Origin of the sequence: Microbulbifer salipaludis, assembly GCF_017303155.1 — a bacterium.
GTDB classification, from domain to species: domain Bacteria; phylum Pseudomonadota; class Gammaproteobacteria; order Pseudomonadales; family Cellvibrionaceae; genus Microbulbifer; species Microbulbifer salipaludis.
This window is the reverse complement of record NZ_JAEKJR010000001.1, coordinates 263,433-288,058: the sequence shown is the minus strand read 5'-3', so window position 1 is coordinate 288,058 and position 24,626 is coordinate 263,433. Positions and strand designations below refer to the sequence as shown.

Below are 24,626 nucleotides of genomic sequence, written 5' to 3'. Positions count from 1 at the left end.
TACCTATGGAGAATCGCACACATATCGACGAAGAGGGCGATGCCTCCCCTCTGGGCAACATCGACATCATTGCCCTGATTTTTGCCGTCTATGAAAAGAAGTGGTATATCGTCGCTTTCGCTTTGCTCGTCACTACAGCGGCCTATTTTTCAGTGCAAAGTATACGCGACAGGTATCAGGCCACCGCGACACTGTTGCTATCGCCAAGCCAAGCCAATCTGGTTTCCATCAGAGATGTATACGAGGCTGGCGCGCAACGTCGAGAGTTTCTAATGACCCAGGTAGAAATGTTACGGTCACGAGCAATCGCTGAGAGGGTCGTAGATGCTATCGGTCTTGAGAACCATGAAGAATTCAATCGGCCGCCAAAACCCTCATTTTCGTTAAAATTTAAGCGATGGATCGGAATTGAGCCCGAGCCAACGTCAATGGACCCAGAAGCTTTATCTCGTCGCAAGCGCGAGCAGATCGTGAATCACATCGTCAGTAAAATAAGTGTGAAACCGGTCAGGAATACCCAGCTGATCAAGCTTTCCTACGAAAGTTATTCTCCCCGGTTGGCGGCGGAACTCCCCAATGCAGTTGCTCAAGCCTATATAGCGGAGCAGCAGAGCGTCCGTACAGATGTGACAGAGAAGGCCACAAGCTGGCTGAGTGAGAGGCTAGAGGGTCTTCGAGAAAAGCTAGAGTCTTCCGAACATGCTCTTAACGCATTTCAGCAGCGCGAAGACCTGGTTGATCTACAGGGTGTACGCGGGCTGGCGTCTCAGGAACTGAACGAGACAATGAACCAGTTATTAGAGGCAAAGCGGGAGCTCAAAGACGTCGAGGCAATCTACCGTCAGGTAAAGAGGAAAGATGTCACTGCGGAGTCGTTACTCAGTCAGCCCGAAGTTCTTAGTAATCCTCTGATTCAGGCCGCACGGCAGGCAGAGAATTCTGCTTTGCTAGGCGTCACTGAGCTGGGACGCCGCTATGGCCCCAAGCATCCAGCTATGCAGGCCGCGCATGATGAGCTCGACAGTGCACGCGCAAACCTACGCGGTGAAATCAACAATCTCGTTGCGAGTATCGAAATTAACTTCGAGCAAGCGCGAGAAAAAGTGAGCGCGCTTGAGAATGAGCTGGCGATGGCCAAAAACGACCTGCAAACGGTGGCGCAAAAAGAGGTGCACTACGACGAATTGAAGAGAGAGGTTGAGATCAATAGCCAGCTCTACAATACATTCTTGACTCGATTCAAGGAGACTCGCGAGGTTTCCGGCTATGAGACGGCTGCCGCTCGGCTCGCGGACCCTGCGATCACGCCAAGACGCCCCCTGGCCTCCAAAAAAAGACTCCTGATCTTGTTTGCGTTCGTTGCAAGTGCCGGCTTGGGCGTTGCGCTTGTAGTTCTGATGGATCTTCTAAAAAACGGTATTCGTGATCCACAGGACGTGAGTAGAAAACTCGGTCAGCCGTTAATGGGTATGGTCCCGAGAGTGCCAACAAAAGATACTGATGGATTGGCGTTGTATAGCTACTTTGATGGGCAGGATAAACACTTTTCAGAAGCCATAAGGTCCTTGCGTACTGGTGTTGTGCTCTCACGATTAGATGATAAGGCAGAAATAATCTGTATCACTTCGTCAGCGCCAGAGGAGGGTAAAACCTCTATGTCTATTAATCTTTCTTTTTCGCTTGGGCAGCTCGAAAAAGTTCTGTTAATTGACGCCGATATGCGGCGTCCATCTATTGGAAGAAAATTTGATATTTCACCAAACCGGCCCGGTCTTGCTGATCTTCTGTCAGGTCGTTTTTCAACGGAAGAATGTATTGTTCGGGATGAAAGAAGTGGGATAGATCTGATGCCCTCGGGCATTCGTCCAGAAGATCCTCAGCGTTTGCTGGGCTCGGTGCAGTTCCAGAATATCTTGAAAGAGCTCAGGGGAAAATACGATCGTATTATTATCGATACGCCTCCGGTACAGGCGGTGAGTGATGTGATGGTAATCGCCAGGTTGGCCAACTCGCTGCTCTATGTGGTCCGTGCAGAGGAGACGAGGGTCGGTGTTATTCGTGCGGCAATCTCACGTTTGGCAAATATAGGGATCAGGCCAGAAGGTGTGATACTGAATTGCGTTTCAATGGAGAAGCGGGGCGCTTATTCTGATCAACATTATGGTTATTATCCCGAATACTCACAGTAAAATCGGCGTTAAAAAAGCATTATTTCAGGGTTGGCCTAACCGGCTTCATGGAGTACTCATGACGGCGGGAACACATACCCAAAATGCGATAATATACGTCAATGATTGATCTCCATTGCCACATACTTCCGGGCGTCGATGACGGACCCCAGACATTAGAGCAGAGTTTGGCGCTAGTTCGAGCGGCAGCCACGGATGGCATTACACACATGGTGGCAACACCACATATTCATCCGGGGCGCTATCCGAATACCGCAAGTTCAATTGCTCAGGCGTTTCGAGGTTTTCTTGACTCACTGTCTGCTCGCGAGGATCTCGGGGTTAAGTTCGCACTGGCCGCTGAGGTGCGCGTTTCGGACGAATTGATTTATCTTGCTTCTGCAAACAAGTTGCCAGCACTTGGATACTGGGAGGGAGATCTCTTGGTATTGCTCGAGATGCCGCATAGTCATATACCGGCAGGTCTGACCAAGTTGCTCGACTGGCTTGCACGACAGAACATTCGGCCGTTGATTGCCCACCCAGAGCGGAATAAAGACATTATCCGTGACTACGACCAGATAAAGCCGCTGGTGCATGCCGGTTGCCTTTTTCAGGTTACCGCAGGATCCCTTGTGGGACAGTTCGGGCAACCGGCGCGCATACGTGCCGAACAGATCGTGAAGCAAGGTCTGGCGACAGTCCTTGGGACGGATACCCACCATATACAACGACGCCCCCCAAATTTGGCGGAGGGACGACGTGCTGCCGAAGCATTAGTCGGAGAGAAGTCGGCCTGGGCACTGGTTCGCGAGAATCCGGCAAAAATCGTCGGCGATCGTGTTTTTGTCTCGCGGCTTGCCGATTGACGCTTCAGTAGTCGACTCCACTGCACTGTCGCGCTGCCAAGTTCTTAACTCCGGATTACTCCTTTTCTCATCTTCTTTCGCGCTCCTCATCCTCCCATTCATCTCATTACTGTATTTTTCGTGAATATGTGGCGAAGGGAGCAACCGCGTCCAGCAGGTGTAATGGCCTGTAATTGACGCGCCCGGGAACTGTGTGTACTTTTGTATACATTGCAAGCAAGGGAATATCATGCTCAATAAAAGTCAGTCGATTTCTGCGCGCCTTTCTGCCCAGGACTACACGTATCTTATGTCTATCGATCGCAATGGCGCGGTGACGCAGAGTGAGAAGGTACGTGAGCTCATTGCGATGGCGCGCGAATCCTTGGGGTCCGATAGTTTTGTGCGCACCTATCTCGCCGCTAGCGAGACTATGTTGCCAATCAGGGCGAAATATATCGAAGATGAGCAGCGCAGCTTGCTGGTCGAGGCATTGTTCGATCTGGTTACCGAAGGCGCAGCGGCAATTCAAGCCTGTGCGGATGACGAATCCTTTGCCTCTACTCTGGAGGACGTATCTCTGCCTGCGATCACAGCATTTCTGGAAAAAATTTCTCTGGTCTCTCTCCAGGAAGAACCACGCCTGGCTAACCCACAAACGTCGGAAAAAATACGGCGGTCGCTCAGGCAGCTCGTCAAGTCTTGACCGCCCAATTTTCGTTTCACAAGAGGAAGGAAAAAAATGAAAGAAGGATTGATGACACGTATTTCTCGAATCATCTCAGCCTCCGCCAATGCTGTAGTGGACTCCGTTGAGAATGCGACACCACAACTGGTAATGGAACAGGCTATCCGCGAAATCGAAGCCGCTATCGTCGATGTGCGAGATCAGCTCGGTAAGGCCGAGGCTGCCAAGTATCTCAGCAGCAAGGCGCTGAATAACGAAAACAGCCGTCATACGAGTTTGGCCGAGCAAATAGAGCTGGCGGTGCAGGAAGGACGCGATGACCTGGCGGAAGCTGCGATCGCGAAGCAGATGGATATCGAGGCGCAAATTCCGGTACTGGAGAAGGCCGTCGCTGAGGCTGACCATGAGATCAATGAGCTGAATTCCTATATTTCTGCACTGCAGGGTAAAAAGCGTGAAATGCGTCAGCAGTTGAACGAATTCATCAAGGCGAGCGAGCATGTTGTAAATGGGGCGACAGGCGACCAGCCTGGTGCCAGCCGCACTACTGAGCGAAAGGTGGAGCAGGCCTCCGGCGCGTTCAATCGAGTTCTCGAGGGTGCAGGTGTGCCTACGTCTGATTCAAGCGCCGATGCCAGCAAACTCGCGGAGCTTGAGGAGCTGGCACGCAGTAATCGCATCAAGGAGCGTCTGGCAAGAATCAAGAGTGAAACGGAGGCCTGATGGGTTTCTTCCTGCAGGACGGTAACCAGCTATTTACCGGCGCTCTCGTACTTATGCTAATGATCGCGGTACTTGAGGGAGTCATGATGCTGATCGGAGTTGGTATCTCCGACATGCTGGACAACTTGTTGCCCGACATGGACGTGGAGCTGGATGCGCCAGAAACAGAAGCTGGAGGCGTATTGACCAAGCTGCTCGGCTGGTTGCGTTTTGGTGAGGTCCCGGCGCTTATCTTGCTCGTGGCGTTTTTGGTCAGTTTCGGTGTAACCGGATTATCGATCCAGATGTTAAGTGAATCCATGCTCGGATTCCTCTTGCCTGGGTGGCTGATCGCTATTCCGGTCCTGGCGCTGGCACTGCCGCAGGTCCGCTTCGTAGGTAATGTGCTGCGCCGCTTCGCTGTTGGGGATGAAACCGAGGCGGTTGGCCGCAACACCTTTATCGGACGCGTAGCGGTGATCACCATTGGTGAGGCGAGGGCTGGATCGCCGGCGGAAGCGCGTTTTAGTGATGAATTTGGAACTACGCACTATGTCATGGTAGAGCCCGATACTGGAGAAATATTTTCACAGGGAGAGCAGGTGCTTCTAGTGGAAGAGCGAGGAGCGCATTTCCGTGTAATTCGCCCGCATAACGAACACCTGCTGGCAAAAAATTAAATGGGAGGCAACTCAGTGATTCATAATCTTTCCAATATAGCGATCATGGCCGGGGCAGTACTCATAGGCCTGATTGTCATCGGCACCATTTTTGCGCGCCTGTATACCCGTGCTTCCAAGGAGCGTTCTTTCGTCCGCACGGGTATGGGTGGCCAGAAGGTCATCATGAACGGTGGTGCGCTGGTGCTGCCGGTGTTGCACGAAATTATCCCGGTAAATATGAACACCCTTCGTCTGGCTGTGTCGCGTAAGGAGCACCAGGCATTAATTACCAAAGACCGTATGCGGGTGGATGTACTGGCAGAATTCTACTTGCGGGTAAAGCCGGATACCGATGCGATTGCCAACGCCGCTCAAACGCTCGGTGTGCGCACCCTGGACCCGGAAGCGCTGAAGGAGATGATCGAGGGCAAATTCGTTGACGCCCTGCGTTCCGTCGCTGCGGAAATGGAAATGGCGGAGCTGCATGAACAGCGCAGCCAGTTTGTGCAGAAAGTACAGCAGGTGGTATCCGAAGATCTGCTGAAGAATGGCCTGGAGCTGGAGTCCGTTTCATTGACCGGCCTGGATCAGACCGGCAAGGAGTTTTTCAACCAGGATAACGTATTCGATGCGGAAGGTCTGGCGAGTATGACTCGCTCCATCGAGGCCCGTCGTAAGGAAGTGAATGATGTTGAGCAGGAGACGCGGGTCCAGATAGAAACAAAAAATCTGGAAGCTGAGCGCCAGCGCCTGGAAATTGAAAAAGAGAAGCGCTATGCACACCTGGAGCAGCAGCGCGAACTGGAAAATCGTGAAGCAGCACAGAAAGCCGATATGGCCAAAGAGACCGCTGCACAGGAGCGAGCAGCACGCCAGGCTGAAATTGAGGCACAGCGCGAGGTAGATCAGTCCCGAATTGCCGCCGAACAGGCGACTCGTCTGTTGGAAATTGAAAAGGAAAAGCGCCTGCAAGAGCAGGAGATCGAGCGGGAGCGGGTGCTGGAAGAGCAGCGTATCTCGAAGACGAAATCCGTTGAAATTGCAGAGCAGGAGCGCGCTATCGCGGTTGCGGAAAAGTCCAAGGAGCAGTCGCTCGCGGATCAGCAGGCCAACGTCGCTCGCGCGGAAGCCGTGAAGGCGGAAGAGCAGGTTCTGACAGCGAAGGACGTGGAAGCAGCGGAGCGCGAAAAGCGTATTGAAATCATCGAGGCGCAGAAAGAGGCTGAACGTCAGGCGACCTCTATCAAAGTCGCCGCTGAGGCAGAAAAGGCCGCGGCAGAAGACAAGGCCGAGGCGCTGCGCCTGCAGGCCGCCGCAGAAGCGGAAGCGGTACGTATCAAGGTCGAGGCGGACCGCGAAAAGTATGCCGTAGACGCGGAAGGTCAGCGTCTGATGAATGAGGCGATGAACAGCCTGAGTGATGCGCAGATAGCGCTGAAGCGTGTGCTCAGCCTGCATGAAAATCTGCCGCATATTGTGCGCGAGAGTGTGCGCCCGCTGGAAAAGATTGACGGCATGAAGATCATTTCTGTGGAAGGGCTAAATGGCCTCGGTGGTCGGGCTAGCGGCGGAATTGCCGACGGAGAAGGTTCGGCGCAGAGCCAGAGTTTGCCGGAGGCGCTGGTAGGCAGTGCACTCAAGCACCGCGCGATGGCGCCACTGGTAGACTCGCTGTTGAAAGAGGCGGGCATTGACGACCTGAGTAAGGTGACCGAGCCGGAGCTTTAATTCCTTTTGGTTTGTGACTGCCGGGCGCCCAGGTGCCCGGCAGTAGCCCGTCCCGCCAGAATCGGCGCTGTCCCAGCGCCTGCCTAGTTCGCTTCCCTGTCCTGTCTTCGACATTTCGCAATATACGCACACGCCCTCTTGTGTTGGACCGATGGGTTCACTCTGGTCACAAAATCTTTCGCCGCCGCGCGCTACTGGATCTATCAGTCATGACGGCGCCTATCCAGCCCCTTGACAATGGTTACACACGTAACTAAATTCGTTGCACCTGAAACCACTCGACCCGGCGGCCACGAGCCGCGCTGCTGGTCGCGATAACGAATCCTATATAAGGAGGATCACATGGCTGATTTATTTGAGAACCCGATGGGCCTGGACGGCTTTGAATTCGTGGAATTCACCGCCCCGGAGAAAGGCATTCTGGAGACCGTTTTTGATGCCATGGGCTTCACCAAGGTAGCGCGTCACCGCACCAAAGACGTTGAGCTGTGGCGTCAGGGTGACATCAACTTCATCACCAACTATGAGAAAGGCAGTCACGCGGACTACTACGCGCGCGAGCACGGTCCCTCGGCCTGTGGCCTGGCGTTCCGCGTAAAAGACGCGACCTTCGCGTACAACGCGGCGATCGAGAAGGGCGCGCAGCCGGTTGAAGTGAAGACTGGTCCGATGGAACTGCGTCTGCCGGCCATCAAGGGCATCGGCGGTGCCACCCTGTACCTGATCGACCGCTACAAAGAAGGCGAAAGCATCTACGACATCGACTTCCACTGGCTGGAAGGGGTCGACCAGCATCCGCAGGGCTGTGGTTTCCACACCCTGGACCACCTGACTCACAACGTGTATCGCGGTCGCATGGACTACTGGGCCAAGTACTACGAAGATCTGTTCAATTTCCGCGAGATCCGTTACTTCGATATCAAGGGCGAGTACACCGGCCTGCTGTCCAAGGCGATGACCGCACCGGACGGCAAGATCCGCATCCCGCTGAACGAAGAAGCGGCCGGCGGTGGCGGTCAGATCGAAGAGTACCTGATGAAATACAACGGGGAAGGAATCCAGCACATTGCCTTTGCCTGTGACGACCTGGTGGCCTGTTGGGACCGTCTCAAAGAGCGCGGCATGCAGTTCATGACGCCGCCGCCGGATACTTACTACGATATGCTGGAAGAGCGTTTGCCGGGTCACGGCGAACCCACCGAAGAATTCAAGAAGCGCGGTATTCTGCTCGACGGCACCACCGAGGGTGGCCAGCCGCGCCTGCTGCTGCAGATTTTCTCAGCCAACATGCTGGGCCCGGTATTCTTTGAGTTTATCCAGCGCAAGGAAGACGAAGGTTTTGGCGAGGGCAACTTCAAGGCCCTGTTTGAATCCATCGAACGCGATCAGTTGCAGCGCGGTGTGATTGGCAAAAAAGGCGAGGAAGACGCGGCCTGATCGGCCGCGCCTTTTTAAACCAGCCGGGAGGCCAACCATGGCAATACAACGTATCCATCATGTGGCGTATCGCTGCCGCGATGCCAAGGAGACCGTGGAGTTTTACCGCGATCTTCTGGGCATGGATTTCCAGCTCGCCATCGCCGAAGACAAGGTGCCCTCAACCGGGGCGCCAGATCCGTACATGCACATCTTTCTCGATGCGGGGCAGGGCAATGTGCTGGCATTTTTTGAGCTGCCCAACTCGCCGGACATGGGCCGCGATGAAAACACCCCGCAGTGGGTGCAGCATATTGCGCTGGAAGTGGAGAGCATGGACGAGCTGCTGGCGATGAAGCAGAAGCTCGAAGATGCGGGTATCGATGTGCTCGGCCCCACCGATCATACGATCTTCAAATCCATTTACTTCTTTGATCCGAACGGTCACCGCATCGAGCTGGCTGCTAATACCGCCAAGCCCGGTATGCACAAAGAGCTGAAGCGCGTGGCCGAGGATATGCTGGAAGAGTGGTCGCGCACCAAAAAGGCACCGCGTCATGCGGCGTGGATGCACGGTGACGAAGAGTTCAAAGCACTCGACCCGTAAACCCAAAACACTATTTTTAGAGGAAGGCACAGTGAAGTTAGCCAGCCTGAAGTCCGGCCGCGACGGTCAGCTTGTGGTGGTCAGTGATGACCTGACCCGCATGGCGTCCGCGGCGGAAATTGCTCCTACCCTGCAAAGCGCACTGGACGACTGGGCGGAAAAATCCGTGCAGCTCGAAGCGCTACAGGAAAAACTCAACCGCGGTGAAATCGAAGGCGAAGCCTTTGACCAGGCCCAGTGTCACTCGCCGCTGCCACGGGCCTACCACTGGGCCGACGGCTCCGCGTATGTCAATCACGTGGAACTGGTGCGCAAGGCGCGCAACGCGGAGATGCCGGAAAGCTTTTGGACCGACCCGCTAATGTACCAGGGCGGTTCCGATACCTTCTTGGCACCGCGCGAGCCGGTCAAGATGCCGCAGAGCGAAGGCTTCGGCATCGATTTTGAAGCGGAAATCGCGGTCATTACCGACGATGTGCCCATGGGTGTGTCTGCCGAGGATGCGCTCAAGCACATCAAGCTGGTAATGCTGGTGAACGATGTGTCCCTGCGCGGGCTGATTCCGAACGAGTTGTCCAAAGGCTTCGGCTTTTACCAGTCCAAACCCTCCAGTGCGTTTTCCCCGGTGTGCGTCACGCCCGCGCAGCTGGGTGGCAACTGGAAGGACGGCAAGCTGCACCTGCCGCTGGTCTCCGAGTTGAACGGCGAAAAGTTTGGCGAACCGAAAGCGGGTGTCGATATGACCTTCCACTTCGGTCAGTTGATTGCCCACGCCGCAAAAACCCGCCCGCTGGGTGCGGGCACCATCATTGGTTCGGGGACGGTATCCAACAAACTCGACGGCGGCCCCGGCAAGCCGGTAAAAGAGGGTGGTGTTGGTTACAGCTGCATCGCCGAGATCCGTATGATCGAAACCATTCAGGATGGAAAACCGACCACGGCGTTTATGCAGTTTGGTGATCGCATTGCCATTGAAATGCTGGATGATCAGGGCCGTTCCATTTTCGGCCGTATTGAGCAGACGGTAGAGCAAGCCTGAGTGCGTGCTGTTGCCACAGAGGCCACCTTCGGGTGGCCTTTTTTTTGGCTGTCTTTTTTACGGGATTCTGCGCATGGACAGAAGCGGCATGCGCTGTCTTACCTTGGCGAGTGTGGCGGCACTCAACTGGGCGGTGATCACTGCCTCTCCCTCCTCCGCCTGCGCGAGAATGGTGCCCCAGGGATCGATGATCATGGAGTGGCCCCAGGTTCGTCGCTTTTCCGAATGCTGGCCGCCCTGACCGGCGGCAATCACAAAACTGCCGTTTTCGATCGCGCGCGCCCGCAGCAGGGTTTCCCAATGGGCCTTGCCGGTGGTGTGGGTAAAGGCCGCCGGCACCACAAAGACTTCGGCACCGGCCGAGGCCAGCTTCCGATACAACTCGGGAAAGCGCAGATCGAAGCAGATACTGAGGCCGATTTCTGCCCAAGGTGACGAGGCTACGCGTATTTCGTCGCCGGGCTCGATACTGGCGGATTCCCGGTAGCTGCCCGCGGCGTCTTCCACCTCCACATCAAACAGATGCATCTTGTCGTAGCGCGCGCGCAGCACGCCGCGGTCGTCGTAGAGCAGGCAGGCCGAGCGGCTGCGCTTGCCCTCGGCATAAGCGCCGTCGGGTCTTTCCAGTAGGGGCACGGCGCCGGCCAGAATCCACAGATTGAGTTCGGCGGACCAGGACTGCAGCGCGTGCTGGATCGGGTGCAATTCCGGGCTGGCGTTTCCATTCTGGGGAAAGGTTTCCGCTACGGCATAGCTGCCCTGATCTGACAGGTGCGCAAAGTATTCCGGCAGCAATGCCAGCTGTGCACCCGCCGCGGCTGCCTCTTTCAACAGGGCGTGGGCGCGGGCCAGGTTATCGGCAACACAGTCGCTGCTGACCATCTGTACCGCGGCGACGCAAACATCTTTCATGACGAGGTGCCCCTGATGTGGTTTCCGTGACGGGTAAGGCACACAGGCTAACGTCAGCCCGTCTGTGTTCGCAAGCCAGAGGTACTGGCCGCTGAGCTAGCGGAGGCTGCTGCGCTCCCGCCACCAGGTCAGCGTCAGCAGCGCAAGCAGTGCCAGTGCTAGCCAGGGGAGGGGAATCGGCTGTCGGACTGACTGGCTCTCGGTTTCCGGCCCAAGGCGTGCGCGCGCCATCTGTGCGGATTCCTGCCGTGTCATGCCGGCCTGCCATTCGCGCCAGGTATCTGCGGCAGACACGTACACGGAGAAGTCCGTGTCGCCCAGTTGATACCAGCCCGGCGCTGGCGGCCAGTAGCTGTAGCAGCGGCCGTGCGCGTCGGCACCGGCGGGTACGCCGCGCCCCCAGCCAGCGTCGCTGGTGCTTTGGGTGCTGCGCAGTGGCAGGGGTGTGTCGCCGAAGCCGCCGCTGCACAGGGTGAGCCGCTGCAGCGCGCGGGGCAAGATGGTGCGCACATGGATGGGGGTGTCACTGCCCTGGTAGGTCAGTTGTCGGTCGACAAGCTGTTTCCACAGCTGGGCGAATACTTGGGCGAACCCCGCGGTCTGCCATTGATAGCTGTTGCGGAAAAACACGAAGCCCAGGGACTGCCGTGGTTCCACCCGTGCCCAGTAGAGTGTGTTTCCGTCCTCGGTGATCAGCATGTCGCGATCGAGTATTGCCGCAGGCTGGAAAGCGGCAAGCTGCAGCGGCGGTGGTGTCGGCTTGGCGTCGCGGGCAGGGCTGCTGGCAGCGGGTCTGGACGTGATGAAGGCCGTGTAGCTGGCGGTGACGGGCTTGGTTGCCCGCAGCGGCATCTTCTGCGCGCGGGCGTAATCCACAAACTCCGCCGGGCTATCGCTGTCGACCAGCCACAGCAGCGACTTGGATGCGTGCAGACGGGTCAGCCGGCGTTGCTGCGCTGCATTCAGTTGCGACCACAGGCGACTGTCGAGCACTAGCAGGTCAAAAGGGCTATCGGCACCGAGTAGTTCTGCGTCGTGCAATGGCTGGCCATTGAAGGTTTCGCGCCGTTGCATGCCCGGGGCCAGCTGGGTGACCACCTGCGCCGGGGTGCCCGACTGGCGCAACCAGCGCGCCAGAGCCGCGGTTTCAAATCCCGGGCGCGACAGCCACAGCAGCACCCGGGGGTTTTGTGCCTCGCGCACGGTGACCGGCAGCAGCTCGCTGCGCCCGGACTCGGAGTGAATGCCCACTTTGCCTGCGGAAGCCGGGTCTTCTGAGCTGCTCTCAATACGCAACCGGTACAGCCAGTTGCCTGCCATCTTTGGCTGCGCCCGCAGCGTCGCCCGCGGGTGGTCGGCGCTCAGTGGCGCGCTGTCCACATCGTGCCCGAAAGGATCCTGCAGGGTGAGTGTGACCGGGTGCTGCTCGCCGTCTTGCAGGGCAATGCTCAGTACCAGTGGTTCACCCAGCGTCACTGTGCGCGACCACGCCATCTGCCATGCGGGGCTGGGGCCGGCAGCGAGGGATTGCAGGCGCACCGGCGGCAGGTCGCGCAGAGCGTCGCGGCTCAGGCCATCAGCTGCCATCTTGGGCGCGTCGGCTGTGGCGAAGGGTTCGGTGGGCGGCAGCACAGACGGTGGCTGCAGTAGCGACCACACCAGCAGCCAGATGACGGACTGCAACAGCGCAGCGCCGGCTCGCCGCAACAGCGGGGCATTGCGTTGTCGCAGCGTCAGCCACAGGGAGATCGCCAGCCCGGTGAGACACAGCGCGGTAAACAGACTCATAGCGCTGTACCCTCCGCGGATTGCCGCAACCAGTCCGCGTAGCTACCCGACGGGGCGCGGTTCTGCGGCAGCGCGGGCGCGGCCGTGGGTGGCGGCAGTAAGGCATAGAGGAATGCCGACAGTTGTTGACGGCAGTCGCCGCAGTCCGGCTGCTGGCGATAGCGACGCAGGTGCTTGGCCAGGGTGATCTGCAGGGTGCTGTCGTCGCGCAGTGAGGGCAGTTGCCGCAGCCCTTCTGCGGTGTCTTCCTCCAGTTGCCGGCCTGCTTGTACCTGCGCCAGCACCGCCAGTAACTGGTCCCGTTCGGGCTGCTGGCGATCGCGCTGCACCTGCGGCGGCGTTACCGGCTCGTGCTCACCAGATAGACGCCGGGTCTCATCCAGCGGCGGCGCTTCAAAGCCCACCCGCTGCAGGTAAATACGCGAGGCCTGCTGTACCTGTTTGATGTAGCGCAGTGCTTCGTGCTGGTGGGGAAGGGAAGCGCGGGGCTCGGTAATCGAGAGACTGCGCCACGCGCTCCACATGGCATTGAGCGCACTGCGCAGCAGCTCCTTGGTTTCCGGGTCGAACAGCGTGGCGTGTTCCGAGGTGTCGTGGGCGTGCCCGGCGGCGGCGATCACGCCGGTGGCATCGCCGAAGGTGCGGGTGCTTGCGCCATCCCCGGCATGCTCGTCGTGATGTGCGTGCGCATCGTTTTGTTCGTGCTGCTGGTCATCGTGATGTGGCGCATCGTGGTCATCATCAGCGTGCGCCTGTTCCAGTGTGTTATGGGTGTTATCGCTGTGTTCCATGGCCGAGTCCTCCTCACCGAGAAAGCGACCGTAGCGCATGCGCAGCAGGTTCTGCTCGTAGGCCAGGGACCCGGAGCGCGCGCGAAATTCCTGTGGCGGGATTGTGTCCTGCTCGGCCAGCAGCGCCTCGGTATCGATAATCAACTGGCGCTGACTGCGGAAATACTCCGGCAGTATCTTGATCGCCATACCCTCCGCATCGCTCACACCAAAAATTTCCTCCTGCGGCCAGCGCAGGATGAAGTGCTGGCTTTTGCCGACGTTGGCGCTGGGTGCGCGATTGTCGCGGGCTTCCAGGTGCCAGTAGAGCTCGTCGCCGGGTTCGATCTGGTAGCGGTCCACGGGAATGGCAAAGCGGTAGTGCTTGCGTGTGCCGCTGCCACTGTGCGGCTCTAGCGCTATGCGCTCGTTGCGGAAGCGCACGTTTTCACCGCTGCCACTGGCCAGGGTGAGCAGCAGGTGGGTTTCCCCGACCTGAAAATCATCCGTCACCGTCACACGCACGTTCAGCAGTGGGGAGCCGCTGGCCTGCGCGACATTGATGAGGGTGACATTGTCGCGGGGCGCGTCGAAGGCGAATGCCGGGGCGCGGTCAGCGGTGATATCGATGTTGTACAACTCGGGCAGCAGCGTGGGTTCAGTGCGCCCGTTGCTGGTGCCCGAGCTGGTAGCGGTGCCGGTGGGAGTAATTGCCAGCTGATAGAAATCCGATTGCGCCATGGTGCGGGTCAGCTGCCAGTGGCGGCTCGGCAGGTCGTCGGCAGGGGTAAGGGCCAGGGTCTGTTCCGCGGCGAGCATCGCCAGTGCCGCAGCGGGTGTATTGAGGGTGATTTGCCAGGTGATGCGCGCGTTCTCTGCGGCGGTCAATTCCAGCGCGGCCTGCCGCGGCGCCAGCCCGGTGTACGCCGGGGGCTGGATCTGGGTGACCGCGCTGTGGATAAACGCGGTTTGGGATTGCGACAACGGAGCCGTGTGCGCGGCATCGGCGCGGTGATCAGCAATGCCTTCGCGGTGATACAGTTGTTCCATCGCGAAGAACACCAGTAGCCCGAGTACTGCGCCGGCGGCGCTCATCAATGGACTGCGCAGCGGTAGCGGGCCGAAACCGCGGAGCGCACCGTCGGCCGCCAGTTGGTGCAGGGTAGTTTCTACGCGCTGTTGCTGCAGTTGCGCCACCGCGCCCAGATGTGTGGTAGGTGCCAGCAGCAAATGACTGCTGTCTTCCAGTGCCGGATAGCGGGCATCCAGTTTGCGGCAGAGTTCCGTGCGCGATGGCCGCCAGTGGCGATCTCCAACCCATGCCAGGGTCACCGCGGCGAGGCTGGCGGGCAGGGCCCAGGGCGGCTGCGACCAATAGTGCTGTGCCAGCGCAACCAGTAGTGCGCTTGCACAGGCCAGCAATCCGTAAGGCCAGCTGCCGGTGAGGTACCAGCGGAGCATCGCCCGCTTCAGCACGCTTGGGGCGCGGTGCGCGCTTGTGTCAGTCACGGGCACCTCCCTTGTGCAACAGGGTGGGGCGCGAGAGTGCGACGGCGCGCTCCAGCAGCAGTAGCAGTACAAACGCCAGCAGCAGGGGGTAGTGCAGCGGTTGCGAAAATTCGCGGCTCACCGCGGCATCTTCTACCGGTACGCCGGGAGGTTGGCCAACCGACCAATGGCCACGGGAGCGGTGCAGCCAGGGCCAGTCCTGTGCAGACCAGTGGGCCCACAGCTGTTGCGGCAGCGCGTTGTTGTGGAAAAAGTTTTCGTTGCTCCAGTCGCCCCGGTAGCGCAGCCAGCTGCCGCGACCGATAGCGACGGCCTCAAGGCCGCTGTCCGAACGGCCGCTATCAGCAAGGCCACTCTCAATAAAGTCACTGCCCGCGTCCACTTTCGAAAAACCGAGCGCGTCTTCCGCGGTGACCCGCGCATCGGTCACCAGCATGCCGCCGTCGCGCACAAATGCGCGCAGGGGCTCCGGCAGCGCACCGGGTATGGCGTAAATCACCCAGTCCGCATCCTCTAACCCGGTCAGCGCCGAGGCCGGACGCTGTTGCAGGGCCAGCCCCGGCAGCGGGCCTTCCTGCAGTTGCCCCAAGGCCGGTGCCAGCCACGCGGGCTCCGCACCCAGCTGCACGATTTTTGGCAGTGTCGGGTCGGCTTTGGCACCGCTGGTTTCCACCGCGTGCCACTGCCAGTGCGGGCTGACACGCAGGGCGCGATGCCCGTCGGGATTCTCCGTCTGGTTCAGCAGAATATGCGCGCGGCGGAAGCGAGGGTTGTGGGCGAGCTGCGACAGTGCCGGCCATAGCGCCACCGCCGGCGGCGGAGCATGGTGCAGCGGCTCGGGATTGGGGTGCAGCCAGAAGCGGTCGGTGAGCTGGGGGTGCTCTGCCAGGAACTGCGCGAGGGCCTGCGGCGGCACTGCCGGGTCCACCAGCAGGGTGTTGTCGGAGGGCGGTGCCTCGCGCAATAAAAGCGGCTGTGCCAGCAGCAGGGCCAGCAACAGGATCAGCAGCAGTCGCAGCAACAGTAACCACCGGTCGCGCAGAATCCATTTATTCCAGCGTCGCGCCGGTTTTTCCTGCAGCCAGCGCACCGCGGCAAAGGTAATTTCCCGGGGCTGGCTGCGGCGCAGCAGGTGGATCAGCAGCGGGATCGCGAGCGCGCTGGCGAGCCACAGCCAGGCGGGTGACTCCATTAGTAAAGCCGGGGGCCAGGCCATCTCAGCCAACCCTCCCGTGGGCGCGAATAAAGGCACGCAGAGAGTGTTCGATGGGGGTTTCCACGGTCGTGGTGGTGAGCGGGCATGCCCGCGCGGCAAAATCCGCGGCCAGTGTTTTTTGCGCGGCGGTAAACGCAGACAGATATGCCGCCCGCTGTTGGCGGGCGCCGAGCTCGGTGATGCCCGGTGCTTCCGGATCGCGAATCTTCAGCTCACCGTCAAAGGGAAAGGTCTGCTCCGCCTCCACCAGTATCTGCAGCGGCAGGCAGGGGCGGCCGGCGGCGGACAGGCGCGCGGCAAACTGACGCAGTTCTCCCGGCCCGTGGCGCTCGAAGAAATCGCTCACCAGCACCACCTGACAGGGCTGTTCGAAGTGCGCCCACACTGACGCCAGCTGTTCGCGGTCCGGCCAGTGGCCCGCCGCCTGCAGTGCGTCCAGCGCCAGCGCCACGCGTCGGTGATGGCCCTCGCCCTGCCCCTCGGGGACATGGCGGTTGCCGCGGTCGTTCAGTGCCAGCAGGGAAAAGCGATCCCCCTGGTTGTGCAGCAGCCAGCACAGGGTGGCCACCCAGCACTTGGCGTACTGCAGTTTGCTCAACGCCGGGTGGGTAAAACTCGGCTGGGCCATGGACGCGCTGGTGTCGAGCACGATGCACACGTGCATCTGGCTTTCCTGCTCGGCCTCGCGCACAAAGTAGCGGTCGGAGCGGGCAAACAATTTCCAGTCGATATGCCGGATGGCGTCGCCGGGTTCGTAACTGCGGTATTGCTGGAACTCGACGCCGGCGCCGCGACGCTGGCTGTGCTGCATACCCAGCAGCATGCCCTCGGCAATGTGTCGGGACAGCCAGGCGAGGTCGCGGGTACTGGCCAGCGTGAGCGGATCAATCAATTGCACAGGCCGGGCCTCGTCAGTCGCTGCCGGGTTCCGGCACGGTGCGCAGCAATTCCTGCAGCACCTGCTCCACGCCGATGCCATCGGCCTGGGCGTGGAAGCTCAGCAAAACCCGGTGGCGCAATACAGGCAGCAGCAGCGCCTGAATATCGGCGCGGGTCACTGCCAGCCGCCGCTGCAGGAAGGCGCGCGCCTTGGCGGCGAGAATCAGCGCCTGCCCGGCGCGGGGGCCGGCGCCCCACTTGATCCACTGGGCCAGGTTCCCCTCGCCGTGATCGGGGCGGGTTGCGCGCACCAGCTGTGTCACGTAGTGGTAGAGCCCGTCACTGACGGACACTTCCCGCACCAGGTCCTGCATGGCCAGCAGCTGCTCGGCATCGAGACAGGGTTGCGGTTGCGCGCCGGCGGCACCGGTGGTGGCGCGCAGGATGGCGACTTCGTCGGATTCCGCCGGGTAGTCGATATGGATATTCAGCAGGAAGCGATCCAGCTGTGCCTCGGGCAGGGGATAGGTGCCCGCCTGCTCGATGGGATTCTGGGTGGCCAGCACGAAATACGGTCGCGGCAGGGCCATGGTGTCACCGGCAACGGTGACGGCGTATTCCTGCATGGACTCCAGTAGCGCGGCCTGGGTCTTGGGCGGTGTGCGGTTGATTTCGTCCGCCAGCAGAATATTGGTAAAGATCGGGCCGGGCTGGAATTTGAAAAAGCGTTTACCGGTGGTGTGGTCTTCCTCCAGGATCTCGCTGCCGAGAATATCGCCGGGCATCAGGTCCGGCGTGAACTGCACGCGCTTGAATGTGAGGCTGGATGCATCCGCCAGGGTTTTCACCAACAGGGTTTTACCCAGGCCGGGCACGCCTTCGAGCAATGCATGGCCGCGGGCCAGCAGGCACACCAGCATCTGTTCCACCACCGCCTGCTGGCCGACGATGACCTTGCCGATTTCGCCGCGCAGGGTATCCAGTGCCGCGTGTTGTTGTTCGATCATTTGCGCAATCTTGTCTGGTGAGATGGTGTGCATGGTGTTTCAGCTTGTGAGTGCATAAATAACAATGTTGACCGCGAAGCGGGTGTTGTCGATGGCCAGCCAGCGTTTGTTGCGGTAGTCATAATCCCACTCGCAACCAAAATCCTTGTTGCTGTACAGCACCGCTATGCGACCGTTGACCACGATGGCCTTGAGGTAATCGTGCACCAGGTCATCGCCCCAGCCGTTCAGTTCAAAGCTGGTCACCGGCAGTTCGTCGAAGTGGAAAAAACTGCGATACAGTTCGTGGTCGTCGGGCAATTTCTGCAGGCAGTCCTCGCCAAACAGCTTGACCATCTGTGCCTCAAAGGATTTGGCAAACAGCCCGTCGATATCGTGGTTGCAGTCGTCCACAAAAACGAATCCGCCGCGATTGACGTAGTCGCGAAAATTGCGCGCCTCTGCCGGGGTGAACTCCACCAGCTTGTGTCCCGCCAGATAACAGAACGGGGCCAGCAGCATTTCCGGGTCTGCCAGAGGTACGATGCGTTCGTTGGGGTCGACCTTGAGCGTGGTGTACTCAATCAGGGAGTTGAGTACATTGGAAGGCATGCGCTGGTCCACATCCCAGTCACCGGATTCGTACATCAGGCGGGTAAAATAGAAATCGTAGTGGGGCGCAGCGTCACCCTGCGCGCGCAGGGCGGCGGGCAGTGCAAAACTGCCGCCGGCCAGCAACAGCTGTTGCAGAAATTGTTTGCGGGTAAGTGACACGGATACCGCTCTGAAATTTCGTGTTGGCTTGGCGGGTCTTGGCAGTCGCCCCGCCGGAATCGGCAGGGCGACTGCGGCACCCGGGATTAACCGAGTTTACGCTTGGTGTTGATCACGTTGACACCGTCAAAGCGCGTGGTGGAGCTACCGTGGGATACCGCGCTCACCTGGCTCGGCTGGCCCTTGCCATCGAAGAAGGAACCGCCGAGGCGGTAGTCACTCTTGTCGCAGATTTGCGAGCAGGAATTCCAGAACTCCTGGGTGTTCGACTGGTAGGCGACGTCTTCCAGCATCCCGGTAATCTTGCCGTCCTCGATTTCATAGAACAGCTGGCCGCCGAACTGGAAGTTGTAGCGCTGCTGGTCGATGGAGAAGGAACCGTCGCCCACGATATAGATGCCTTTTTCCACATCCTTGATCATGTCGTCCACGCTCAACTTCTCTTCCCCAGGTAACAGGGAGACGTTGGCCATGCGCTGGAACTGCACGCTGGACCAGCTGTCCGCGTAGCAGCAACCCTGGGATTCTTTCTGTCCCAGCATATGCACCTGATCGCGAATGGCCTGGTAGTTGGTCAGTACCCCGTCTTTCACCAGGTCCCAGCTACCGGTTTTCACACCTTCGTCGTCGTAGCCGACCGCGCCCAGCGAGCCCGGCTGCACCTTGTCGGCAAACAGGTTTACCTTGTCGCTGCCGTACTGGAATTTACCGGTTTTCCATTTGTCGAGGGTGGCGAAGGAAGTGCCGGCAAAGTTGGCCTCGTAACCCAGCACGCGGTCGAGCTCCAGCGGGTGCCCCACGGATTCGTGGATAGTGAGCCACAGGTGTGACGGGTCCAGTACCAGATCGTATTTGCCCGGCTTGACGGACTTGGCGGTGAGTTTTTCCTGGGCCTGCTGTGCGGCCAGTTTCGCATCCTCGACCATGTCGTAGGAGTCACCGTAGAGTACCGTCTGCGACTGAACCTTGTGCTCGGCGCGGCCATCGAGATACTCGAAGCCGCGGCCCACCGGCATACCCAGGCCGTCGCGGGTGCGGAAGCCGCCATCTTTCTTGTCGACCGCAGTGACGCTGAACGGCGACCACAGGCGGTGTACATCCTGATCGATGTAGGAACCGTCGGTAGAGGCAAAGTACTTCTGCTCGTTCACCAGGAACAGCATGGAGTTGATAAAGCTGGCCCCGGCATCCAGTGCCGACTTGTTGACTTCCATCAGCAGGTCGACCTTTTCCGCCAGTGGAATGGTCATGGCATTTTTCTGAATCGGGGTTTTCCAGCTGACTTCGCCGTGGCCTTTTACCGGGGCCAGTTGCACCGGCTCCTGCTGGTATCGGGCATTGGCCTTGGCGGTGGCAACCGCCTGCGCGGTGGCGCGGGCAATACCGTCGCTGGTCAAATCGTTGGTGGCGGCGAAGCCCCAGGTACCGTTGGCGATCACGCGCACACCGGTGCCGATGGACTCGGTATTCACCACGTTCTGCACATTCATCTCACGGGTGATGACGTACTGGTTGAGGTAACGACCGATACGCACATCCGCGTAAGAGGCGCCCAGTTTGGTGGCAGTATTCAGGGCGGCATCGGCGAGTTCTTTTTTGACCGCGATATCCAGTCCGCTCTGGGTCAGCTGGCTTTCGGCAATCACATTGCCAGACAGTGGCAGCATGGACACACCGAGACCGGCGCCGCCCAACTGCAGAAATTTTCTTCGATCCATTGTTCGCTCCTATTATTTTTCTGCAGGTGTGATTAAACGGCGTCGGACAGACTGCTGAAGGTGAAATCGCGCACTTTCAGCGCGGGAATCATGGCCGGGCCACCCCACATGCTGACGCGCTCCGGGCGCCCCATGTCTTCGATGTTGTTGAGCATGATGACGGGGCTCTCGTTGAACCGGAAATTCTTGATCGGGTATTTGATTTTGCCGTTCTCGATATAAAAGGTGCCGTCGCGGGTCAGTCCGGTCAGCAACAGGGACTGCGGGTCGACCATGCGGATATACCAGGTGCGGGTGACCAGCACGCCGCGGCGGGTTTTCTTGATCAGTTCGTCGGTGGACTTGTCGCCACCCACCATGATCAGGTTGTTGGGGCCGGGCATTGCAGTGCCCTTGGATTTCTCTGCCCAGTAGCGGCTGCACGGCAGGTTTTGCACTACGCCGTCTTTGATCCAGTCCACTCGCTGCATCGCCATATAGTCCTCGTCGGACCAGGGCTGCACCGGCACGTTCTGGTCCGCGGGGTCGGAATACAGGTGCACGCGCTTGTCGAACATCTTCTCGCCAATGCGGTTGCCGCCACCTTTCTTGCTCATAAAGCTGCGGCCTTCGTCGGCGCTGCGCGCATCGAAGTTGCCCATCATGTAAGCCACCAGGCCGGATACTGCACTGGGCTCCAGAATTACGGTGTACTTGCCCGGCTCCAGTGCGCGTGCTTCCTGGGAAAGGACGGCCTTGTCGATGGCCACTTCCGAGCTGGAGGCGGTATTCATGTTGCCGAAGTCCGTCACATCGCTCTGCGCCCAGCCGGAGCCGAGGCCGTTTTCGGTGCGCATGGTGACGGTGAAATTGGCCGAGGTGGAGGCGTGGTAGCCGAACAGGCCTTTGGTGTTGGCCACGGCGGCAAAGGAGCGGGCGTCTTCCAGGTAGCCTGCGGCAACCACGTCTTTTTTCATCGCTGCCTTGATGGAATCCGCTGCGGCCTTGGCGCGCTGGTCCGGCGTGATGTTGGCGGTGGACTTGGCGAAGCCGTCAACGGCCATGTATTTCTGTTCACCCAGAAGTGGCATGGCCTCGGGGTTGTCCGGAGAAAGCTTGGCCAGCTCTTCTGCGCGGCGCATGACCTTTTCCAGCGACGCATCGCTGAACTCGTTGATGGTGGCGATGCCGGACTTCTTGCCAAAGCGCGCTACCACCGCCAGCTCGATATCGTTGACGATACCGCTGGTGGACACGCTGTTGCGTGCATAGCGGATATTGCCGGTCTCGGCGCCGGAAAGCTGCGCGCTGGCACCTTCCGCCTTGCTGTATTTCAGCACCTTGTCGAGAATTTTTTTGGCTTCACTTCTGGATAAAATGGCCATCTTGTTTGCTCCAAAAAATTTATTGTTGTCCGTTTAGCCGATCTTACGTTTGGTATTGATCACGTTAATGTTGTCGAAGCGCGTGGTTGCGCACCCGTGGGAAACTGCACTGACCTGGCTGGGCTGGCCCTTGCCATCGAAGAAGGTGCCGCCGAGGCGGTAATCGCTGCTGTCACAGATCGCGCTGCAGGAATTCCAGAATTCCTGGGTGTTTGACTGGTAGGCAACATCTTCTACCTGGCCGACAATCTCCCCGTTCTTGATCTCGTAAAACAGCTGCCCGCCAAACTGGAAGTTGTAGCGCTGCTGGTCGATGGAATAAGAACCGCGCCCGACGATATAAATGCCTTTCTCGACATCAGCGATCATGTCGTTCACCGAGTACTTATCCTTACCCGGTGCCAGGGAGACGTTGGGCATGCGCTGGAACTGCACACTGGACCAGCTGTCGGCGTAGGAGCAGCCGTGGGATTCCTTCTGGTCGATCATATGCACCTGGTCGCGGGTGGCCTGGTAGTTCACCAGCACGCCGTCCTTGATCAGGTCCCAACGCTTCGCCTTGACCCCTTCATCGTCGTAGCCCACGGCGCCCAGTGAGCCCGGCTGTGTGCGGTCGGCGAAGAAGTTGACCCTGTCGCTGCCGTACTGAAACTTGCCGGTGCGCCATTTGTCGAGGGTGGCGAAGGAGGTGCCCGCGTAGTTGGCCTCGTAGCCCAGTACCCGGTCGAGCTCCAGCGGGTGGCCCACGGATTCGTGGATGGTCAGGCGCAGGTGCATCGGCTCCAGTACCAGGTCGTACTTGCCGGGGTCGATGGATTTGGCCGACAGCTTGACCTTGGCCTGTTCCGCCGCCAGTACCGCATCCTCCGCCATATCGTAAGAATCTTTGTACAGGGTGGTGGGGCCGGCGATCTTGTCGGCTGCGCGGCCGTCGAGGTACTCGTAACCCATGCCCACCGGCGTGCTCAGCCCGTCACGGGTCTTGAACTGGCCGCTGTCCTTGTCCACCACCGTGACCTGCATCGGCGCCCACAGGCGGTGGATATCCTGGTCGATGTAGGAGCCATCACTGGAGGCGAAGTATTTCTGCTCGTTCACCAGGTAAAGGGCGGAATTGATAAAGCTGGCCCCGGCGTTCAGCGCGCTCTGGTTCACGTCCATCAGGAAGTCCACCTTTTCGCGGATGGGCACTTCGATGGCGTTCTTCTTGATGGGCGTCTGCCAGGAAACCTCGCCCACGCCTTTCACCGGCGCCAGTTGCACCGGCTCGGTCTGGTAGCGGGCATTGGCCTTGGCCACTGCCACGGCCTGGCGCGCGGCACGGGCCAGCCCGTCCTCGGTGAGATCATTGGTGGCGGCGAAGCCCCAGGTGCCCTGGGCAATCACCCGGATGCCGGCACCGAACGACTCGGTATTGACGATGTTTTCGACGTTGGCTTCGCGGGTGAGCAGGAACTGGTTGAGGTAGCGGCCGATGCGCACATCGGTATAGCTGGCGCCGGCCTTGCGCGCGGCATTCAGAACGATGTCGGACAGGGCTTTCTTCCTGCCCACGTCCATACCGCCATTGACCAGCTGCTCGGCGGAAACCTGCGCGCCATAGAGGGGCAATGCAATTCCACCCGCACCGACGCCGGCGAGTTTGATAAAGCGTCTTCTATCCATTGTCCTCCCCGCATAACCGCGCCAGCTGTGCCGCCGGGATACGGGGGCTGCGGCGGGATGCCTGCTTATTGTTATCGGGTTATTGCCGCTGGATCACAGCGGTTTAGCCGGATAGGTAATCGCGTTGGCGGGGGTTTGTAAAGTAACAAGTCGGTGAAAGGAAGGCTGGCAGGGCTGAGTGGTTGCGCTGGGCGGCGGTGCACGCAGCTGGTGCGCGGCGGCAAAAATGGCGCAGGCGCGACCCTGGCTGCGGTGGTGAGTCTACGCTCAGTAGTGGGGCCGCCGGCCGGCGCAGCCCCGCTCACACAGGTCATCACCGACGGTGCGATACACAGTTCAGCAACAGGGAAGGAAGTGCAATGGATCTGCAGCTTGATGGCAAACTGGTATTTATCAGTGGTTCTACCAAAGGCATCGGGCGGGCCATTGCCGAAGCCCTGCTGCCAGAGGGCGCCCGGGTAATCATCAACGGACGCTCGGGCACCGCGGAGGTGGCGCAGGAGCTGGCGGGCCTCGGCGAGGTGATCGCCATCGAAGGCGACCTCGCCGACGCCGAAGACAGCGCACGGGTGTGCGGTGAAATCGAACAGCACGGCCCATTGCACGTACTGGTGAACAATATGGGGATCTTCAATCCCCAGCCATTTGCCGAGATTTCCGACGACGAGTGGCGCCGCTTCCTCGACATCAATGTGCTCAGCACCGTGCGCCTCAGCCGGCACTTTTTCCCCAAAATGCTGGAGCAGGATTTTGCCCGCATCATCAATATCGCCAGTGAGGCCGGCATGCGCGGGCTGGAAAGCATGGTGCATTACTCGGTGACCAAGGGCGCGCAGATCGTGATGGGGCGGGGACTGGCGAACCTGACCCGGGGCTGCGGCAACAATGTGACGGTCAATTCGGTACTGCCCGGGCCGACGCGCACCGAGGGGGTCACTCAATGGCTGAAGGAGAGTGCCGCGGGGCAGGGGAAAACCGAGCAACAGTTTGTGGGGGAATTCTTCCGGGAAACGGAGCCGGATTCACTGCTGCAGCGCTTTATCGAGCCGGACGAAATCGCCGCGGTGGTCGCCTTCCTGGCGTCGCCACTGAGTGCCGCGGTGAATGGCGCAAGCGTCAGGGCCGAGGGTGGCCTGATCAAGAGCATCGGCTAACATCGAAACCGGCCCGGTTTTGTACCGGGCCAA

20 protein-coding genes are annotated in these 24,626 nt (G+C 59.5%); 10 read left to right on the top strand and 10 right to left on the bottom strand.

Going from position 1 to position 24,626, the window contains the following annotated elements; genetic code table 11:
• The first annotated feature begins 5 nt into the window (after nucleotides 1-5).
• The 9 genes from JF535_RS01165 (at nucleotide 6) to JF535_RS01125 (ending at nucleotide 9,858) form a co-directional block, all read left to right on the top strand.
• Complete coding sequence (locus JF535_RS01165) at nucleotides 6-2,189, top strand: GumC family protein (protein WP_206998120.1); 2,184 nt, start codon at nucleotides 6-8, stop codon at nucleotides 2,187-2,189.
• A 101-nt stretch (nucleotides 2,190-2,290) separates the two neighbouring features.
• Nucleotides 2,291-3,037, top strand: coding sequence for a tyrosine-protein phosphatase (locus JF535_RS01160; protein WP_206998113.1), 747 nt, complete (start codon nucleotides 2,291-2,293; stop codon nucleotides 3,035-3,037).
• A gap of 229 nt (nucleotides 3,038-3,266) precedes the next feature.
• Entirely contained in the window at nucleotides 3,267-3,722 is a 456-nt protein-coding gene (locus tag JF535_RS01155; RefSeq protein ID WP_206998112.1) for a hypothetical protein, read from the top strand.
• Between the two features lie 36 nt (nucleotides 3,723-3,758).
• Nucleotides 3,759-4,427, top strand: coding sequence for a PspA/IM30 family protein (locus tag JF535_RS01150; protein ID WP_206998110.1), 669 nt, complete (start codon nucleotides 3,759-3,761; stop codon nucleotides 4,425-4,427).
• The gene (locus JF535_RS01145) at nucleotides 4,427-5,086 is read left to right on the top strand and encodes a YqiJ family protein (protein WP_206998108.1); all 660 of its coding nucleotides are present in this window, start codon (nucleotides 4,427-4,429) and stop codon (nucleotides 5,084-5,086) included. Before JF535_RS01150 ends, JF535_RS01145 begins: the two co-directional genes overlap by 1 nt.
• A 15-nt stretch (nucleotides 5,087-5,101) precedes the next feature.
• Nucleotides 5,102-6,796, top strand: coding sequence for a flotillin domain-containing protein (locus JF535_RS01140; protein ID WP_206998106.1), 1,695 nt, complete (start codon nucleotides 5,102-5,104; stop codon nucleotides 6,794-6,796).
• 342 nt (nucleotides 6,797-7,138) lie between these two features.
• Nucleotides 7,139-8,233, top strand: coding sequence for a 4-hydroxyphenylpyruvate dioxygenase (gene hppD / locus JF535_RS01135; protein ID WP_206998104.1), 1,095 nt, complete (start codon nucleotides 7,139-7,141; stop codon nucleotides 8,231-8,233).
• A gap of 37 nt (nucleotides 8,234-8,270) precedes the next feature.
• Nucleotides 8,271-8,819, top strand: a complete 549-nt coding sequence (locus tag JF535_RS01130) for a VOC family protein (RefSeq protein WP_066959569.1) — start codon at nucleotides 8,271-8,273, stop codon at nucleotides 8,817-8,819.
• Nucleotides 8,820-8,850: 31 nt separating this feature from the next.
• Nucleotides 8,851-9,858 (top strand): fumarylacetoacetate hydrolase family protein, encoded by a 1,008-nt coding sequence (locus JF535_RS01125; RefSeq protein ID WP_206998102.1) that lies wholly within the window; start codon nucleotides 8,851-8,853, stop codon nucleotides 9,856-9,858.
• A gap of 57 nt (nucleotides 9,859-9,915) precedes the next feature.
• Here the strand turns inward: JF535_RS01125 and JF535_RS01120 are convergent, their stop codons facing one another.
• The 10 genes from JF535_RS01120 to JF535_RS01075 form a co-directional block, all read right to left on the bottom strand.
• Nucleotides 9,916-10,770, bottom strand: a complete 855-nt coding sequence (locus JF535_RS01120) for a carbon-nitrogen hydrolase family protein (protein ID WP_206998100.1) — start codon at nucleotides 10,768-10,770, stop codon at nucleotides 9,916-9,918.
• Nucleotides 10,771-10,866: 96 nt separating this feature from the next.
• Nucleotides 10,867-12,558, bottom strand: coding sequence for a hypothetical protein (locus JF535_RS01115; RefSeq protein ID WP_206998098.1), 1,692 nt, complete (start codon nucleotides 12,556-12,558; stop codon nucleotides 10,867-10,869).
• Complete coding sequence (locus JF535_RS01110; RefSeq protein ID WP_206998096.1) at nucleotides 12,555-14,837, bottom strand: hypothetical protein; 2,283 nt, start codon at nucleotides 14,835-14,837, stop codon at nucleotides 12,555-12,557. Before JF535_RS01110 ends, JF535_RS01115 begins: the two co-directional genes overlap by 4 nt.
• Nucleotides 14,830-16,029: a BatA domain-containing protein gene (locus tag JF535_RS01105; protein WP_206998094.1), complete on the bottom strand. Its 1,200-nt coding sequence runs from the start codon at nucleotides 16,027-16,029 to the stop codon at nucleotides 14,830-14,832. The genes JF535_RS01110 and JF535_RS01105 overlap by 8 nt, the downstream gene beginning before the upstream one ends.
• A 25-nt stretch (nucleotides 16,030-16,054) precedes the next feature.
• The gene (locus JF535_RS01100; RefSeq protein WP_206998092.1) at nucleotides 16,055-16,951 is read right to left on the bottom strand and encodes a DUF58 domain-containing protein; all 897 of its coding nucleotides are present in this window, start codon (nucleotides 16,949-16,951) and stop codon (nucleotides 16,055-16,057) included.
• 13 nt (nucleotides 16,952-16,964) lie between these two features.
• Complete coding sequence (locus tag JF535_RS01095; protein WP_206998090.1) at nucleotides 16,965-17,972, bottom strand: AAA family ATPase; 1,008 nt, start codon at nucleotides 17,970-17,972, stop codon at nucleotides 16,965-16,967.
• A gap of 6 nt (nucleotides 17,973-17,978) precedes the next feature.
• Nucleotides 17,979-18,692 (bottom strand): DUF4159 domain-containing protein, encoded by a 714-nt coding sequence (locus tag JF535_RS01090; RefSeq protein ID WP_206998088.1) that lies wholly within the window; start codon nucleotides 18,690-18,692, stop codon nucleotides 17,979-17,981.
• 86 nt (nucleotides 18,693-18,778) lie between these two features.
• On the bottom strand, nucleotides 18,779-20,410 hold the full coding sequence (locus tag JF535_RS01085) for a TldD/PmbA family protein (protein WP_206998087.1): 1,632 nt from the start codon (nucleotides 20,408-20,410) through the stop codon (nucleotides 18,779-18,781).
• A 32-nt stretch (nucleotides 20,411-20,442) separates the two neighbouring features.
• Nucleotides 20,443-21,774, bottom strand: a complete 1,332-nt coding sequence (locus JF535_RS01080; protein WP_206998085.1) for a TldD/PmbA family protein — start codon at nucleotides 21,772-21,774, stop codon at nucleotides 20,443-20,445.
• Between the two features lie 33 nt (nucleotides 21,775-21,807).
• Entirely contained in the window at nucleotides 21,808-23,439 is a 1,632-nt protein-coding gene (locus JF535_RS01075; protein ID WP_206998083.1) for a TldD/PmbA family protein, read from the bottom strand.
• Between the two features lie 359 nt (nucleotides 23,440-23,798).
• On the opposite strand from JF535_RS01075, the gene JF535_RS01070 reads away from it, so the two are divergent.
• Nucleotides 23,799-24,593 (top strand): SDR family NAD(P)-dependent oxidoreductase, encoded by a 795-nt coding sequence (locus JF535_RS01070; RefSeq protein ID WP_206998081.1) that lies wholly within the window; start codon nucleotides 23,799-23,801, stop codon nucleotides 24,591-24,593.
• Nucleotides 24,594-24,626: the final 33 nt, after the last annotated feature.